Origin of the sequence: Williamsia muralis (genome assembly GCF_002735905.1) — a bacterium.
GTDB lineage: Bacteria > Actinomycetota > Actinomycetes > Mycobacteriales > Mycobacteriaceae > Williamsia > Williamsia muralis_A.
Map to the genome: position 1 here is coordinate 478789 of NZ_PEBD01000010.1, position 14025 is coordinate 492813.

Consider the following 14025-nt stretch of genomic DNA (forward strand, 5'->3'; position numbering starts at 1 on the left):
CCTCGATTCGATGAGCCCGATCCCTTCCGACCGCGCGTGTGGGGCTCTTTCGGCGACCATCGGATGAACAGCGTCCGAACACTTGCGCGCTGACTTGTTACCGACCGTCACTGCCCAGCATTCTGCTGTGGTGTCCTGTTGCCCTGCCCGTAAGATTTGCTTGTGACCGCAATTTTCATCGCGGCAGTGGGCGTGCTGGCACTTCTTATCGGCGTGGCGGCCGGATGGTATCTGGGCCGCAGGCGCGCCGTCTCCGCGTTCTCCGACCTCACTCGATCGGCAACACCGGTCGAGTCCGATGTCGCCCCACTCCTGCACCCGTCGTCCGCCAGGGTTCCCCGGATGACCCGCGCCACCCTTCTCGACCTGATCATCGACGGTGGTGAGACCGGTGTTGCGGTGGTCGACGACGTCCGCGACGTCGTGTTCTTCAACGATCGCGCCAACGCCCTCGGCATGGTCCGCGACCATCTACTCGACGACGACGTGTGGGGCTACGCCCGATACACACTCGAGAGCGGCGACACCAGCAGGTTCACCTTCGTGCCGCCGCAAGGCATCGGGGCCTTTGTGTCCACCGGCCGGGGGCCGGGCCGCAAGATCCAGTCGGTCTCGTGTGTCACCGAACGGATCTCGGACGGAGACGAGCGCTACACCGTCATCTACGGCCAAGACGACTCCGAACACATGCGGGTCGAGCAGACACGCCGCGACTTCGTGGCCAACGTCTCGCACGAACTCAAAACGCCCGTCGCCGCCATCGGACTGCTGGCCGAGGCGTTGATGGAATCGGCCGATGACCCGTACTCGGTGGAGCACTTCGGAGAGCGGGTCCGCGTCGAGGCCCTGCGCATGGGCAACATGGTTTCGGAGTTGATCGCGCTGTCGCGGTTGCAAGGCGCCGAGAAACTGCCCGACCTCGAAGACGTGGAGGTGGACGTGCTCATCGACGAGGTCATCGACCGCGCCCAGATCAACGCCGAGGCCGCCGGCATCAAACTCACCACCGACGAGGACTCCGATCTGCACGTCGACGGCGACCACACCCTGTTGCTCACCGCCCTGAACAATCTCGTGGCCAACGCAATCGCCTACTCGCCCAGCGGTACCGCGGTGTCGGTGAGCAGGCGTGTGGTGACCATCGACAACCGCCAGATGGTGGCCATCGCCGTCACCGACCGCGGCATCGGGATCGCCCCGCAACACCAGCAGCGGGTGTTCGAACGCTTCTTCCGGGTCGACAAGGCGAGGTCACGAGCCACCGGGGGCACAGGCCTGGGACTGGCCATCGTCAAACACGTTGCGGTGAACCACGGCGGATCCATCGACCTGTGGAGCAAACCCGGCACCGGATCCACCTTCACCCTCACCATCCCGCTGGCGACACGCACCACCTCGCGAGCCCCCGAATTGTCCACTGCCACAAGCGCAGAACCGACCACGCAGACCGTGGTCACCGAAGAGAGAGAACTGAGCCGTTGACACATGTGCTGATCGTCGAGGACGAGGAGTCCTTGGCCGACCCGCTTGCGTTCCTGCTTCGTAAGGAGGGATTCGAGGCCACCATCGTCACCGACGGCAACTCCGCGTTGCCCGTCTTCGAACGCGTCGGTCCCGACATCGTCCTCCTGGACCTCATGCTGCCGGGTGCCTCGGGTACCGAGGTGTGCAAGGCGATCCGCGCCAAGTCGTCGGTGCCGGTGATCATGGTGACTGCCCGCGACAGCGAGATCGACAAGGTTGTCGGGCTCGAGTTGGGCGCCGATGACTATGTGACCAAACCTTATTCGGCCCGTGAGCTGATCGCGCGGATCAGGGCGGTCCTGCGCCGCGGTGGCGATTCGGCCGAGACCGACGACCTCGACGGCGGACTCATCGAGGCCGGCCCGGTCTCGATGGACGTCGAACGCCATACGGTCTCGGCCAGTGGGCAGTCGGTGACGTTGCCGCTCAAGGAGTTCGACCTGCTCGAGTATCTGCTCCGCAATGCCGGACGGGTGCTCACCCGCGGACAGCTCATCGACCGGGTGTGGGGCGCCGACTACGTCGGCGACACCAAGACCCTCGACGTCCACGTCAAGCGGCTGCGGTCGAAGATCGAATCCGACCCTGGCAATCCGAAACACCTTGTGACGGTGCGCGGTCTGGGCTACAAGTTCGAGCCCTGAGTTCTCAGGTGACGTCCGGCAGACCGGGGTCGGCGATGTCTTCGGCCTCGGGATGCTGGGCGTACTTGCGGTCGCCCTCTTGACGCTGGGTGGCCTTCGCCGTGGCCGGGTGCACCGCGACCAGGCCCAGCGCGCTGCGGCGACGGCAGACGGTGGCCAACTCGTCGTAGGCCGGTTTGCCGATCAGCGCGATCAGCTCGGGTCCATACGATTGCCACACCTGCTTCTCGCCGATGTGCGCGTCCGGCGACCCCGAGCAGTACCACTTCAGGTCGGCGCCACCTGAACCCCAGCCCCTGCGGTCGAACTCGGTGATCGTGGTCTTGAGCACCTGTTCACCATCGGGGCGTTCCACCCACTGCTCCTCCCGGCGAACCGGGAGTTGCCAGCAGACCTCCGGCTTGACCTCAAGCGGTTCGATGCCCTTGCGCAGTGCCATCGAGTGCAGGGCGCAACCCTGCCCACCGGCGAACCCCGGCCGGTTCAGGAATATGCAGGCGCCCTTGTACTTGCGCGTCTTGATGGCGGGCTCGTCGTCCAGCTCATCCTCTTCGAGGTAGCCGCGTTTGCCCAACGGGTCCTTACCTGAACCCTTTTCGTAGAACTGCCAGTCGTCGGGCGTCAGCATGGCCGCTGCCTTGGCAAGGTTCTTGCGGTCGCCCTTGTCGGACAGATAGGCGCCGTGGCTGCAACACCCATCGCTCTCGCGGCCCTCGATGATGCCCTGGCACGCCGGCGTACCGAAGACGCATGTCCAATGCGACAACAACCAGGTGAGGTCGGCGTTGATGATGCGTTCGGGGTCGGCTGGGTCTGCGAATTCGTACCATTCCCTCGGAAAGTCCAACGGGACCTCGGGGGTGGGCACCATTTTGGAGGCTGGCTGCACAGGTATCAACGGTAGACGCACTAGGTTGTAAGCCGTGCGTTTAGGAGTCCTCGATGTCGGCAGCAACACTGTCCACCTGTTGGTGGTCGATGCTCACCGTGGCGGTCACCCGACCCCGATGAGCTCGACCAAGTCCACTCTGCGGCTCGCCGAGCAGATCGACACCGACGGGCGGCTGTCCGATCCCGGTGCAGACAGCCTGGTGGAGGCCGTCGACGAGTTCACCAAGATCGCGTACACCTCTGGCTGCAAACAGGTGATGGCATTCGCGACCTCGGCTGTCCGTGATGCCACGAACTGCGATGACGTACTCAACCGGGTCGCCGACGAGACCGGTGTGCGGGTGGTGGTGCTCTCCGGCGTCGACGAAGCACGACTGACGTCGCTGGCGGTGCGCCGCTGGTACGGGTGGGGTTCAGGCCGCATCGTCGCCCTCGACATCGGCGGCGGGTCGCTCGAGTTGTCCAACGGCGTCGACGAGGAACCCGACGTCGCGTTGTCGTTGCCGCTGGGCGCCGGCCGGCTGACCCGCGAGTGGTTGTCGGACGATCCGCCCGTCCGCCGCAAGGTCGCGGTGCTGCGTGACTGGCTCGACGCCGAACTGGCGCCGGCGGCCAAAGAGCTCCTCGCTGCGGGCACCCCCGACCTCGCCGTCGGCAGTTCCAAGACGTTCCGCTCGCTGGCGCGACTCACCGGAGCGGCGCCTTCCAGCGCTGGACCCCGGGTGAAGAGGACACTGACCAGCAATGGTCTGCGGCAGTTGATCGCCTTCATCTCCAGGATGACCACGGCGGACCGGGCCGAGCTGGAGGGAGTGAGTGTGAACCGCGCGGGACAGCTCGTGGCAGGCGCACTGGTGGCCGAGGCGAGCATGCGAGCACTGTCGATCGATACTTTGGAGATATGCCCGTGGGCCCTGCGCGAAGGTGTCATTCTGCGCAGACTGGACCTCGAGTCCAGCGATACCGAGTTGCCGGCCGGCGAACGCTAAGGATGGTGAACTAACTCATGGCCAGAGGATCCGATCCCGATTCACGCCCCATCTCGGTTGCCGAGTTGTTGGCGCGGGCCAAGGAGCAGGACGCGGAGAACGCGGCAACCGGGTCTCAACCTGCAGCCACCCCGCCGACCGGCCGTCGCCACCGTGGAGGCAAGGGCGCGGTGTCGGTTGCCGAACTCACGGGCGAGATCCCTCGGGTGAACGATTCTTCCCCTCCGCCCAGCCGAGTTGACAACCCTGTCCCGCCACCCACCCGGGACTTCAATTCGGCAGACGTGTCCAAACGCGCGCAGGACACCGACGATGCCGCCGCACCGACGCCGGGCGAGCCCGAACGTCCTGCTCTGTCGCGCCCCCGTGATGTCGAGGCGCCGGCGGATGAGCAGCGGGCCGATGAATCCCCGGAAGGGTCGAACACCGAGTCGGCGACAAGCGGCGACGAGACCGCAGCCATGCCGGCGTCCGACCGTGGCGAGCGCGAGGAGTCGCAGACCGCGTCAGAAGAGGCCCAGCAGTCCGACGAGGAGACCACCGGAGTCATCGCATCGGTCCAGGCGTATTCGCAGGTCGACGACAACGACCCCGACCGCACCAGGGAAGACGGTCAGCACGACTTCCGTACCGCCGCCGAGCGCGAGGCCGACTTCCAGCGGTACCGCAACTTCGAGGACGTCGACGATTCCCCTGCCGCCCCCAAGCCGGCCAAACGCAAACGCGGTCTGTTCGGCTTCGGACGCAAGGCGGACGAACCGGCACCTGCGCCGTCGGAGCCTGAGCGGTCCGACGACAACGCCGGTGGCAACACCGACCACCAGGTCACCCAGCTCATTCCGACCGTCGATGACTCCGGCCACCCGCCGGCCAAGCCCGACGTGTCCACCCGATCGATGCCGACAGCGGACGGATCGAATCAGGCCGAGCCGGAACAGACCGCCCCGCAACCTGCCACTTCGCAGCCTGCCACCACGGCAACGTCGGGCGCAGCCGCGGGTCGTTACCTCCGGTTCGATGTCGATGACGACGAACAGACGCAGGTGTCAGGTCCAGATCTGACCAAACGCGATGTGCAGCAACCTGATCCGCGAGAGGTCGACCTCACGGGCACCGACCCGGTGGCGTCCGGCATGCCGTCGGGCCTGCGTGAGGTCGGGGCCACGGAGGAACACGGACCGCTGATCCATCCGCAGGTGCACCCGAGTGCCGAAGAAACCGAGGCCGTCAAGGCGCGGCTCACCGGATCCTCTACCGACACACAGGCCGGCGGGACGGACGCTCGATCGACCCACGACGACAGCAGCGCTCAGACCGCCGACAGTGAATCGCGACACTCGCCGACCGTGCAGTGGCTGATCCTGATCGGTCAGGTCCTCGCCGGATTGGCAGTCGGCGTCGCCCTCTTCTGGGGCTTCACCGAACTATGGCGCTGGAACGTGTATTTCGCGCTCGTCCTCGCCGTCGCGGTCATCTTCGGCATGGTCACCCTGGTCCATGTCGTCCGTCGCAGCCAGGACCTGATCAGTACACTATTGGCGTTGGGGGTCGGTCTCCTGGTGACCATCGGCCCGTTGGTTCTCTTGCTCGTCGCCGGAGACTGAGAGTGCCCGAGGAGATCGCCGTGTCCGCGCAGGGTTCTCCGAAAGAGTCGATGAGAGAAGACATCGCGATCGGTCTGTCGACCGCGTCCGTGTATCCGCAGAACACCGAAGCCGCTTTCCAGTACGCCAACGATCTCGGATACGACGGCATCGAGCTGATGGTGTGGGCCGAACCGGTCAGCCAGGACATCGACAGGGTCGCGTTCCTGTCCGACCGCTACCACCTGCCGGTGTTGTCGGTGCATGCACCGTGTCTGCTGATCTCGCAACGGGTCTGGGGTCGCGACCCCGCCGCCAAGCTGGCGCGGTCGGTGGCAGCGGCCGAGGATCTCGGAGCCGGAACCGTGGTGGTGCATCCGCCGTTCCGGTGGCAGCGAAAGTACGCGGGTGGTTTTCGCGACCTGATCGACGCGCTCGAGGACGACTCGGGGGTCGACATCGCGGTGGAGAACATGTTCCCTGTCCGCACCGACAGGTTCTTCGGCAAGTACGAGGAGGCCGCCGGGCGGATGCGAAGGCGCGGTGGGGGACCGGGCGCGGCGGTCTCTGCCTTCGCGACGTCGATCGATCCCACCGATGACGGTTTCGCGCACTACACACTCGACCTCTCCCATGCCGCGACCGCGGGCGCGGATGCGATCGAGATGCTCGACCGGATGGGCGGTGGCCTACGTCACCTGCACCTGACCGATGGTTCGGGGGCGGCCGTGGACGAACACCTGGTCCCCGGCGACGGTTCGCAACCCTGTGTGCAAGTGTGTAAAAGTCTGGCCGCCGGGGACTTCTCCGGATCGGCCATTCTGGAGGTCACCACGAGTTCGGTGAACACCAAGGCCGAGCGTCGTGAGATCCTTTCCCGCTCACTGGATTTCGCGAGAACGCACCTCGAGAGGCCGTAGCCGACCCATCCGGGCCGCCACCGAATCTTCCGATGGCCGTGGCCGGGATGAATGTAGAACCGTTGAAGGAGTACTGAGCACTGTGTCCGAGCCCAGCCTTGCCCGCCTGAACATCCTGCAAGAGATCACCGCTCCCAGCGGTGACCGAGTCGAGTACTCGGCCCAGATCGACCCCGTCTTCACCATCGGGCCCAAGGTGCACGGCGGCACACTGCAGATGCTCAGCGCCAATGCGGCCCTCGCCGGCTTCCGGGCCACCGCGCCGGCCGACAAGCCCGCATCCGACGATCTCGCCGCGATGGCCATCTCCACCAACTACCTCGGCGCACCCGACCCGGCCGAGATCACGTTGCACGTCTGGGTGCGCAAACGCGGCCGCCGGGTGTCGCTGGTCGACGTCGAGATCCATCAGAACGGCCGCAATCTCGTCCACTCGACCGTGACGGTCGGGACACCCGATGTGGACAACCACTACTCGGCCCCCACCCCGCTCTCCGCGGTTCCGGCCTCACCGACCGAAGACGTCATCTGGGTCGAGAAGAGCCCGGTCGGCGAGGTCATGCACCTGTCCGCAGTGCTCGACATCGCCATCGAGGAGCGATCGCTCGCCTTCACCCGCGGGGAGAAGGCCGACCCGGTGTTCCGGATGTGGGCACGGCCCAAGGAGGCCGACCCCGACGCCCTGTTCGCGATCCTCTGCGGCGACCTGAGTGCGCCGGTTGTGATGAACCTGAATCTGTTCGGCTGGGCACCCACCATGCAGTTGACGACATATCTGCGACGTCGGCCCGCGCCCGGATGGCTGCGTATCCAGGCCTCGAGCACCGAGGTCGGGCACGGCTGGTTCGAAGAGGACCACGTGGTCGTCGACTCCACGGGCCAGGTTGTCGTCCAATCGCGGCAACTCGCGATGATCCCGGCCGCGGGCTGACGACCACCCGGCAGCGATCCGGTCCATCGACAGGCGGGGGTCGTCCGCACCCCCGACGATCTCTGCGATCTGCGGCGAAAAAATCAGCCCTGGTGGACTCGCCAGAACACACCCACATCAGCGTGAGAAAGTGAGCAGCATGACTCAGCGAATCGCAATCATCGGCGGCGGCAAGATCGGTGAGGCGCTGCTGGCCGGCTTGATCAAGACCGGCAAGCCGACCAAGGATCTGGTCGTGGCGGAGAAGTCGGCGCGCCGGGCCAAAGAGATCACCGAGGACTACGGGGTGCGCGTCACCGACATCCCCGACGCTGTCGAGGGCGCCAACATCGTTGTCCTCGCAATCAAGCCGGGTGATGTCGACGCCGTCCTGTCGATCATCGCCGACGTCGAGGATGTCGGTGAGGCCGAGCGGCTCACCGTCACTCTCGTCGGCGGATTGCCGATGCTGAAGTACGAGAACGCTCTGCCTGCCGGCGCGCCGGTGGTGCGGGTGATGCCCAACACCCCGATGCTGGTCGGCGAGGCCATGTGCGGGATCGCGGCGGGTCGGTACGCCACCGACGAGCACGTGGCCACCGTGGTGACGCTGCTCGAGACCGTCGGCAAGGTGGTGGTCGTCCCGGAGAGGCAGATGGATGCCATCACCGCGCTGTCCGGATCCGGGCCGGCCTACGTCTTCCTGCTCGCCGAGGCGATGATCGACGCCGGTGTGTCGATGGGGCTGACGCGGTCGATGGCCACCGAACTCGCCGCGCAGACCGTGCGCGGTGCCGGCGTACTGCTGACCGACTCGGGGGTCTCGCCGGTGGATCTGCGCGCAGCCGTGACCTCACCGGCGGGCACCACCGCCGAGGCCCTGCGTGAACTCGAGCGCTACGGCATGCGTCATGCGGTGTCCGAGGCGATGCGGGCGAATGCGGCCAAGAGCGAGGCGACCGGCCGCGCTGTGCTGGCGAACATCGAGACGTCCTGAATCGCCGTCAGGCGCCGCGTCGGGGCGATCTCATGCGACAAAATCGACCCAGTTACCTACTCACGTCGCATTAACCCCACCCGCCACGCTAAGCTTCGGGGAGCACGTGCGTGTCTGGAGTCCGCCGGAGGGGAAGCCGAGCGGCCGCGACGCGTGCCCCGGAGGTATGAAAATTTCATGGCATCTGCAAGCAAGTCAGGTGACAACGCCGGTGGTGGAACTCAGTTCCTGACCGTCGCGGAGGTCGCATCACTGATGCGCGTCTCGAAGATGACCGTGTACCGCCTGGTGCACAACGGAGAGTTGCCCGCGGTACGCGTGGGTCGTTCCTTCCGAGTGCACGCCAAGGCAGTCCACGATTACCTCGAAACGTCGTATTTCGACGCTGGTTAGGCCTCACGAGGCATTCCCGACGGGCCGGGCCGCCACGGTGGCCCGGTCCGCGTCGGCCATTGGATCGAAGACCGCCGCGGTGGATTTCGTGACGAGTACGGTGGCGCGGTAAGGTCGGTAGTCGACCCGTTCGCCTGTGTTCTGGCGTACGACGTTATGTGAGCCAGCCTCGTTGGACGGCAAAACCTTGAAGGACCATCGGTCAGATCGTGAGGAAGTTCCCACATGGGTTCAGTGATCAAGAAGCGCCGCAAGCGCATGTCGAAGAAGAAGCACCGCAAGTTGCTGCGTCGCACCCGGGTGCAGCGCAGAAAACTCGGTAAGTGAGTTTTCTTTTTCGTTCAGAACCCGCCGACATCTCGGCGGGTTTTGTTTTGCCCTGATAAAGGCTTTCTCGCCGGATGTGCGCCCCGGAAAATTACTGAGCCACTGACTGGATGAAGACGGGCAAAGTTCCGTACGCTGGGCACATGGTCGAGGGTGGGGATGTGGCGGATACAACGCCGCGCGTTGTGTTGGTGACCGGCGCATCGACTTTTCTCGGCGGATATCTGACCACTCGTCTGGCGCAGAATCCCGACATCGACCGGGTGATCGCCGTCGACTCGCGGGCCCCTTCCAAAGACATGTTGCGACGTTTCGGTCGGGCCGAGTTCGTCCGGGTGGACATCCGGCGTTCGGCGATCGCGAAGGTGATCGACAAAGCCGGTGTGGACACCGTCGTGCACGCCGCGACCTCGGTGATGGACACCGTCGGTCATTCGCCTGCCATCAAAGAGTTCAATGTCATCGGCACGATGCAGCTGTGCGCCGCCTGCCAGCGCAGCCCCACGGTCAAGCGGTTTGTCGTCCGCTCGTCCGGCATGATCTACGGCGCCAGTTCGGCCGACCCCGCGCATTTCTCCGAGGACACCCATGCCCGGCATGAGCCGACACACGGCTATGCCCGTGATCTGCTCGACGTCGAAGGTTATGCCCGAGGCCTCGGCCGCCGACGACCCGACATGTCCGTCACCATTCTGCGGTTGTCGGCGATGCTCGGACCGCAGATCTCCACGCGCATGAGCAAGTACTTCTCGGCCACGGTGATCCCGGTGGTGATCGGTCACGAACCGCGACTGCAGTTCCTCCACGAAGAAGACGCCTTGTCGGCGCTCGAGCACGCGACTCTCGCCGGTCGCGCCGGCACGTTCAACATCGCCGCCGACGGTGTGGTGACGCTCAGTCAGGCGGTGCGGCGGGCCGGCCGCGTCGCTTTGCCGGTCCCGGGCCGGATGTTGGGCACCGTCGCCGGGGTCTACCGCGGCATGCGCGTTGCCCCGTTTCACAGCGATCAGGCCGACTACCTGACGTTCGGCCGGGTTCTCGACACCACCCGGATGCGCACCGAACTCGGCTTCGAGCCGAAGTACACCAGCTTGGAGACTTTCGACGACTTCATATCCCGAAAACCGCTGGAGCCGGTGATCTCACCGGCGGCCTGGCGGCGGTTGGAGCAGTGGATAGCCCAGGCCGCGAAGCAGCTGACGTGAGCGGGGCGAGCGGAGAAGGTAAGTTCATCCGATGCCTGGCGCGGGGGCGACCATGGCGGGGACAATCGACGAATGCTGTTCGACACGACCACGTAGGGGCGGCGGGCACCATGCTTGAGGGAGGTGGGTGATCGTGCAGAATCGGAATAGTACGTCCGACGCGCGAACGGCCAAGGTGATCCAGCTGTATTCCAGTGCGCCGGGCCCCGGTGGGCAGCCGCGTCGTCGGCATCCGTCCCAGACCAGCGGGCACTCGGCGAAAACTGCTGCGCCACAACAACACCCGAATCACCGCGGGCATCCGAACACCGATGAGTTCGTGCAGGCGCCGGTCACCCCGATCAGCGAGGACGTGCGAGCGCAGCTCGAGGCCGGACGGTTCGAGCAGGCCGCCGAGATGTCGTCGAACTTCCTGAATCTCGACGGTGTCCGGCAGACGATCGCCGACACGATCACCGGTGCCGCCGGGTACGTGCGTCAGCGCGTGACCGGCGACTACGAGGTGGACGACTTCGGCTTCGACGCCCACTTCACCGAGTCGGTGTGGCTCCCCGCCTTGCGGGTCTTGTTCGACAAGTGGTTCCGGGTCGATGTGAGCGGTATCGAGAATCTGCCGCTCGACGGTGGTGGACTCCTGGTGGCCAATCACGCCGGCACCATCCCCATCGATGCCTTGATGACGTCGGTTGCCGTGCACGACTACCACCCGAGGAATCGGCACCTGCGCGTGCTCGCCGCGGACCTCGCCTTCGACACCCCGGTCATCGGCGACATAGCGCGCCGCACGGGGTCCACTCTCGCCTGCACCGCCGACGCACAGAAGTTGCTTCGAGGCGGCGAGCTGACCGCTGTGTGGCCGGAGGGCTTCAAGGGCATCGGCAAGCTCTACAAGGACCGCTACAAGTTGCAGCGCTTCGGCCGGGGTGGTTTCGTCACCACGGCGCTGCGTGCCAAGGTCCCGATCATTCCGGTGTCGATCGTCGGGTCCGAAGAGATTTATCCGATGCTTAACGACCTGAAGCCGATCGCCCGCCTTCTCGGTCTGCCTTACATCCCGATCACGCCGACGTTTCCGCTGCTCGGACCGCTCGGCCTGGTGCCGTTGCCGTCCAAGTGGCAGATCCATTTCGGTACCCCGATCGAGACCGGCCATTTCGATGATCAGGCTGCCGACGATCCGATGGTCGTGTTCGACCTGACCGACAATGTGCGTGAAGACATCCAGCAGACTCTCTTCCGCATGCTCAGCCGTCGATCGAGCGTCTACTTCGGCTGAGTTTCACCCGCCACCCCCGATGATGTGCTGTTATGGCGAACGAACCCCCAGGTGGGCTCCGCCATAAGGGCACATCATCGGAGGGATTGGTTGTGACGTCAGCGGTTGAAGAACTGGACGGGCGACTCGAGCTGTGGCGTGGCCATCTCGGCCCGGACTGGGATGCTTATCGGGGCCATGCGGCACGAGTGCTGGCGTTGTGCGACGAACTGCACGCCATTTCGCCGCGTGCCTCGTCATCACCCGTGCCCAGCACCACCGAGGAGTTCCTCACGGCCGCCGCGTTCCACGACCTCGAAATCTGGACGGCCGGCACGTTCGACTACCTGCCACCATCGGCCGATCTGGCCGTCGCGTGGTTGCGCGATCACGGCCGCGACGACCTCCGGACGATCGTGACGGAGATGGTCTATCACCATCACAAGGTGCGGCGTGCCGCGCCGCCGGCATCACCGGTTGAGATGTTCCGGCGCGCTGACGCGATCGACGTCAGCTTCGGTGTCGTCCGGTTCGGGGTTTCCCGACGGCGGTACCGCCAGCTCTCTAAGCGCCTGCCCGACAACGGGTTTCATCGCCGCCTCATCGAACTCACGGTGGATCGCGCCAAGACCCACCCGACATCACCGTTGCCCATGTTCCGTTGGTGATCCCGCCCAACCCCCGATGTTGTGCTGTTATGGCGAACGAAACCGCAGGTGGGCTCCGCCATAAGGGCACATCATCGGAGGGGGGGCAGGGGAGTCAGCGGCGTAAATGGCGGACCGCGGCGGCAGCGCCACCACCGGCCGCGCCGAGCAACACGGCTGTCGGCACGCCGATCTTCGCGGCCTTGCGGGCCGTGCGGTAGTCGCGGATCTCCCAGCCACGCACCCGGGCGACCTCACGCAGGTCGGCATCGGGATTGATCGCCACGGCGGTGCCGACCAGCGACAGCATGGGGACGTCGTTGTGGGAATCGGAGTACGCCGTACACCGCTTGAGGTTGAGGCCCTCGCGGATCGCGAGCGTTCGCACGGCATGCGCCTTGCCGAGCCCGTGCAGGATGTCGCCGACCAGCCGTCCGGTGAACACCCCGTCGACGCTCTCGGCCACCGTGCCCAGTGCCCCGGTCAGTCCGAGCCGGTCGGCGATGGTCTGGGCAAGCTCCACCGGTGTCGCGGTGACCAGCCACACCTGCTGTCCGGCGTCGAGGTGCATCTGCGCAAGGGTGCGGGTGCCGGGCCAGATCTTGTCGGCGATGAACTCGTCGAAGATCTCCTCGCCGAGCCGCACGAGTTCGTCGGTCTCGCGCCCGGCGATGAAGGACAGCGCTTTCTCCCGCCCCTGCGCGACATCCTCGGAGTTCTCCCGGCCGGTCATCCGGAATTTCGCCTGCGCCCAGACGAATTCCATCACGTCGCGGTAGCTGAAGTAGTCGCGTGCGGCGAGGCCGCGGGCGAAATGCACGATCGACGCGCCTTGGACGAGTGTGTTGTCGACGTCGAAGAACGCCGCAGCGGTGAGGTCCGGCGGGACGTCGGTCGGCGTGCCGGGCTCGTCGGATTCGAGGAAGGTCGAAGGCTCGCTCTCGTCGAGTCCGCGTTCCCGCAGCTTCGACGACGCGGCCCGTGCACTGGCCTCACCGGCGAGCGACTGGCGCAATTCGGCTGCCGACTGACGGAAACGCCCGACCCTGCTCGTCAGCGGGGAGAGCGGGCCGGCCGTGGAGGTGGGTCGCAGTCGCTGCCCGTGGTCGCCGACGGGCCGGTCGTCGAGGTCGTCGTCCGCGAAATCGTCCCCGAAATCGTCTCCGAGGTCGTCGTCGGCGTCGTCATAGCCGTCATCGGAGTCGTCATCCGGACCGTCCCCGGGCAGCTCGCGCCGCCGGTCGTCAGGCTCGTGGTCGTCGCCGTGCTCGGCGCGGGAACCGGTGGCGCCATCGTCCTCGCCGTCGGCGTCCCCACTGCCCGGAGTTGTGCTCACTCCATCGCCTCCTTCGGTCGGTGCCAAGCCTAGTCGCCGATGCCTGCAACACTGGCAGGGTGAGGATCACGTTGCTGTCCCGGGCGGGTTGTGCCGCCTGTGCCCGTGCCAGGGCCGATCTACGGCCGGTTGTCGACGAGTTCGACGTGGAGTTCGACGAGGTCGACGTCGATGCCGTCGCGGCCACCGATCCATCCCTGCGCGCCGAGTTCGGAGACCGGCTGCCGGTGATCTTGCTCGACGATCGTGAGCATAGCTACTGGGATGTCGATATTCCCAGGTTGAGGGCCGATTTGCAGGGTGCCGCCGGACACTAGTCCAGACGCATGGCCAGAAGAACTCGAGCCGAGTTTGTGAATCGATTCACAAGCGGTACCGTAGTGCCTCGAGTTGGTGTTGAACCT

15 protein-coding genes are annotated in these 14025 nt (G+C 65.7%); 13 read left to right on the forward strand and 2 right to left on the reverse strand.

The window, feature by feature from the left end; all coding sequences use genetic code 11:
- Nucleotides 1-162: 162 nt before the first annotated feature.
- Both CSW57_RS15970 and CSW57_RS15975 read left to right on the forward strand, forming a co-directional pair.
- Complete coding sequence (locus tag CSW57_RS15970) at nt 163-1482, forward strand: sensor histidine kinase (RefSeq protein WP_223249298.1); 1320 nt, start codon at nt 163-165, stop codon at nt 1480-1482.
- The gene (locus tag CSW57_RS15975) at nt 1479-2168 is read left to right on the forward strand and encodes a response regulator transcription factor (RefSeq protein ID WP_023961315.1); all 690 of its coding nucleotides are present in this window, start codon (nt 1479-1481) and stop codon (nt 2166-2168) included. Before CSW57_RS15970 ends, CSW57_RS15975 begins: the two co-directional genes overlap by 4 nt.
- A gap of 4 nt (nt 2169-2172) precedes the next feature.
- On the opposite strand, the gene CSW57_RS15980 is transcribed toward CSW57_RS15975, so the two are convergent.
- Nucleotides 2173-3039 carry a hypothetical protein gene (locus CSW57_RS15980; protein WP_062797278.1) on the reverse strand — a complete coding sequence of 289 codons (867 nt, stop codon included), beginning with the start codon at nt 3037-3039 and terminating at the stop codon, nt 2173-2175.
- A gap of 52 nt (nt 3040-3091) precedes the next feature.
- Here CSW57_RS15980 and CSW57_RS15985 point away from each other — a divergent pair, with 52 nt between their 5' ends.
- The 10 genes from CSW57_RS15985 (at nt 3092) to CSW57_RS16035 (ending at nt 12306) form a co-directional block, all read left to right on the forward strand.
- Complete coding sequence (locus tag CSW57_RS15985; protein ID WP_099383698.1) at nt 3092-4048, forward strand: Ppx/GppA phosphatase family protein; 957 nt, start codon at nt 3092-3094, stop codon at nt 4046-4048.
- A gap of 17 nt (nt 4049-4065) precedes the next feature.
- Complete coding sequence (locus tag CSW57_RS15990; RefSeq protein ID WP_099383699.1) at nt 4066-5652, forward strand: hypothetical protein; 1587 nt, start codon at nt 4066-4068, stop codon at nt 5650-5652.
- A 50-nt stretch (nt 5653-5702) separates the two neighbouring features.
- Nucleotides 5703-6551: a sugar phosphate isomerase/epimerase family protein gene (locus CSW57_RS15995; RefSeq protein WP_099384524.1), complete on the forward strand. Its 849-nt coding sequence runs from the start codon at nt 5703-5705 to the stop codon at nt 6549-6551.
- Between the two features lie 82 nt (nt 6552-6633).
- A complete protein-coding gene (locus CSW57_RS16000; protein WP_099383700.1) occupies nt 6634-7482 on the forward strand; it encodes a thioesterase family protein in 849 nt (282 codons plus the stop codon).
- A gap of 139 nt (nt 7483-7621) precedes the next feature.
- On the forward strand, nt 7622-8458 hold the full coding sequence (gene proC, locus CSW57_RS16005) for a pyrroline-5-carboxylate reductase (RefSeq protein WP_099383701.1): 837 nt from the start codon (nt 7622-7624) through the stop codon (nt 8456-8458).
- 177 nt (nt 8459-8635) lie between these two features.
- Complete coding sequence (locus CSW57_RS16010; RefSeq protein WP_023961329.1) at nt 8636-8851, forward strand: helix-turn-helix domain-containing protein; 216 nt, start codon at nt 8636-8638, stop codon at nt 8849-8851.
- Nucleotides 8852-9076: 225 nt separating this feature from the next.
- Nucleotides 9077-9178 (forward strand): 30S ribosomal protein bS22, encoded by a 102-nt coding sequence (locus tag CSW57_RS16020; protein ID WP_003402602.1) that lies wholly within the window; start codon nt 9077-9079, stop codon nt 9176-9178.
- A gap of 143 nt (nt 9179-9321) precedes the next feature.
- Nucleotides 9322-10383 (forward strand): NAD-dependent epimerase/dehydratase family protein, encoded by a 1062-nt coding sequence (locus CSW57_RS16025; RefSeq protein ID WP_099384525.1) that lies wholly within the window; start codon nt 9322-9324, stop codon nt 10381-10383.
- Nucleotides 10384-10510: 127 nt separating this feature from the next.
- Entirely contained in the window at nt 10511-11659 is a 1149-nt protein-coding gene (locus tag CSW57_RS16030) for a lysophospholipid acyltransferase family protein (protein WP_370623970.1), read from the forward strand.
- 92 nt (nt 11660-11751) lie between these two features.
- The gene (locus tag CSW57_RS16035; protein ID WP_099383703.1) at nt 11752-12306 is read left to right on the forward strand and encodes a hypothetical protein; all 555 of its coding nucleotides are present in this window, start codon (nt 11752-11754) and stop codon (nt 12304-12306) included.
- Between the two features lie 94 nt (nt 12307-12400).
- Here CSW57_RS16035 and CSW57_RS16040 read toward each other — a convergent pair whose 3' ends face one another.
- Nucleotides 12401-13621, reverse strand: a complete 1221-nt coding sequence (locus CSW57_RS16040) for an HAD family hydrolase (protein ID WP_099383704.1) — start codon at nt 13619-13621, stop codon at nt 12401-12403.
- Between the two features lie 59 nt (nt 13622-13680).
- Here CSW57_RS16040 and CSW57_RS16045 point away from each other — a divergent pair, with 59 nt between their 5' ends.
- Nucleotides 13681-13938, forward strand: coding sequence for a glutaredoxin family protein (locus tag CSW57_RS16045; RefSeq protein ID WP_084248173.1), 258 nt, complete (start codon nt 13681-13683; stop codon nt 13936-13938).
- Nucleotides 13939-14025: the final 87 nt, after the last annotated feature.

Bases quoted from the DNA above. Each gene is read 5' to 3' on its own strand.
- CSW57_RS15980 (WP_062797278.1), bottom strand. From the start codon at position 3,039: ATGGTGCCCACCCCCGAGGTCCCGTTGGACTTTCCGAGGGAATGGTAC.
- CSW57_RS15995 (WP_099384524.1), top strand. From the start codon at position 5,703: ATGAGAGAAGACATCGCGATCGGTCTGTCGACCGCGTCCGTGTATCCG.
- CSW57_RS16010 (WP_023961329.1), top strand. From the start codon at position 8,636: ATGGCATCTGCAAGCAAGTCAGGTGACAACGCCGGTGGTGGAACTCAG.
- CSW57_RS16025 (WP_099384525.1), top strand. From the start codon at position 9,322: ATGGTCGAGGGTGGGGATGTGGCGGATACAACGCCGCGCGTTGTGTTG.
- CSW57_RS15990 (WP_099383699.1), top strand. From the start codon at position 4,066: ATGGCCAGAGGATCCGATCCCGATTCACGCCCCATCTCGGTTGCCGAG.
- CSW57_RS16020 (WP_003402602.1), top strand. From the start codon at position 9,077: ATGGGTTCAGTGATCAAGAAGCGCCGCAAGCGCATGTCGAAGAAGAAG.
- proC (WP_099383701.1), top strand. From the start codon at position 7,622: ATGACTCAGCGAATCGCAATCATCGGCGGCGGCAAGATCGGTGAGGCG.